Origin of the sequence: Streptomyces hainanensis (assembly GCF_004348415.1) — a bacterium.
Lineage (GTDB): Bacteria > Actinomycetota > Actinomycetes > Streptomycetales > Streptomycetaceae > Streptomyces > Streptomyces hainanensis.
Map to the genome: position 1 here is coordinate 1 of NZ_SMKI01000794.1, position 1,650 is coordinate 1,650.

3 protein-coding genes are annotated in these 1,650 nt (G+C 75.0%); 2 read left to right on the forward strand and 1 reads right to left on the reverse strand.

Going from position 1 to position 1,650, the window contains the following annotated elements; all coding sequences use genetic code 11:
- A partial coding sequence (locus E1283_RS35980) for an ATP-binding cassette domain-containing protein (RefSeq protein WP_132822360.1) occupies positions 1–457 on the forward strand: 457 nt, incomplete at its 5' end.
- 16 nt (positions 458–473) lie between these two features.
- On the opposite strand, the gene E1283_RS35985 is transcribed toward E1283_RS35980, so the two are convergent.
- Positions 474–899: a DoxX family protein gene (locus tag E1283_RS35985; protein ID WP_132822361.1), complete on the reverse strand. Its 426-nt coding sequence runs from the start codon at positions 897–899 to the stop codon at positions 474–476.
- Positions 900–1,028: 129 nt separating this feature from the next.
- Here E1283_RS35985 and E1283_RS35990 point away from each other — a divergent pair.
- The coding region (locus tag E1283_RS35990; RefSeq protein WP_341829984.1) for a TetR/AcrR family transcriptional regulator at positions 1,029–1,650 on the forward strand (622 nt) is incomplete at its 3' end.

The following is a 1,650-nucleotide window of genomic DNA, read 5'->3' on the forward strand; positions in this document are numbered from 1 at the left end:
GGCGTCGATCACCGAGGAGCGGCTGGGGCGGGCGGCCGAGCAGGCCGGCGCCGGGGACGTCGTCGCGGGGCTCCCGCACGGCTGGGGGACGCTGCTCTCCCGGGTGTTCCAGCGCGGCCACCAGCTCTCCGGCGGCCAGTGGCAGAAGCTCGGCATCGCCCGCGCCGCCTACCGGGACGCGCCGATCCTCATCGTCGACGAGCCGACGGCGGCGCTGGACGCCCGGGCCGAGCAGGAGGTCTTCGGCCGGATCCGGGAGCTGGGCGACGCCGGCCGGACGGTGGTGCTGATCACGCACCGGATGGCCTCGGTGCGGGACGCCGACCTGGTGCACGTGTTGCACGAGGGGCGGTTGGTGGAGTCCGGCAGCCCGGAGGAACTGCTGCGGCGCGGTGGCCGGTACGCGGAGATGTACGGCATCCAGGCCGCGCAGTTCGCCAGGACGGAGACCGTCTGACCGGAGCGGGGCACCTTCAGAGCGCGGCGGCGACGGCCGCGCCGACGAAGACGGCCTGGAGGGCGATCCGGGTCGGGAGCGGGGTCACCGGGAGGCCGCGGCGCGCCGCCGAGACGTTCGCGGGGAACATGGCGAGCATCAGCAGCGCCAGGGCGGCGGCGGCGAACGGCGCGACCGGCGGGATCAGGAGGCCGACGGCGCCGACCAGTTCCAGGGCGCCGGTGACGGTGACCAGCAGCTCGGCCCGGGGCAGGCGCGGCGGGACCATCGCGACCAGCTCGCCGCGCTTGGGCGGCACGAAGTGGGCCAGGCCCGTGACCACGAGCATCAGCGCGAGGCCGCCGCGCACCGCCGGCTGCCAGGCGTCCAGCGCGTCGACGCCGACGAGGCCGAGGAGCCTGAGCACAGCGGTCCCGCCGAGCAGGAAGAGGAACGGCGCCATCCGACTGCCCTCATCTTTCCATTGGTAAGATCTGATGGGTTCGAGAGTGGACCACCGGAGCGAACTTGTCAATGTAAAGATTTCCGGGTGCGGCCCTGGACGGCCGTGGCCGGCGGAGAGAAGAGGGAGGTGGGGCGGATCAGTCAGGCGAGCTACCACCACGGCAACCTGCGCCGCGCCGTCATGGACGCGGCGCTGGAGGCGATCGACGAGTCGGGGCCCACCGGCTGGAGCCTGCGCGCGCTGGCCAGGCGGGCCGGCGTCTCGCACACCGCGCCCGTGCACCACTTCGGCGACAAGGCGGGGCTGCTGACGGCCGTGGCCGCGGAGGGCTACCGGCTGTTCGCCGACGAACTGGAGGCGGAGGCGGCGGCGAACGGCGAGTTCCGGGAGGTCGGGGTCGCCTACGTCCGGTTCGCCGTGCGGCACCGGGCGCACTTCACGGTGATGTTCAGGACCGAGCTCTACCGGGGCGACGACCCCGAGCTGGTGGCGGCGCGCGACCGCGCGGGCGCCGTGCTCGCCGCCGGCGCGCGGGGCCTGTCGTCCCGGCTCCCGGGCGCGGAGGGCCGGGCGCTCACCCTGGCGGCCTGGTCCGCCGCCCACGGCTTCGCCAGCCTCTGGCTGGACGGTGCGCTGGCCGAGTCGCGCGATCCGGAGCAGAACCCCGAGGACATCGCGCGGCAGGTGTTCCGGGTGGTCTTCGGCGGGGACCGCCGGGAAGGCCGGGAAGGCCGGGAGGGCCGGGAGG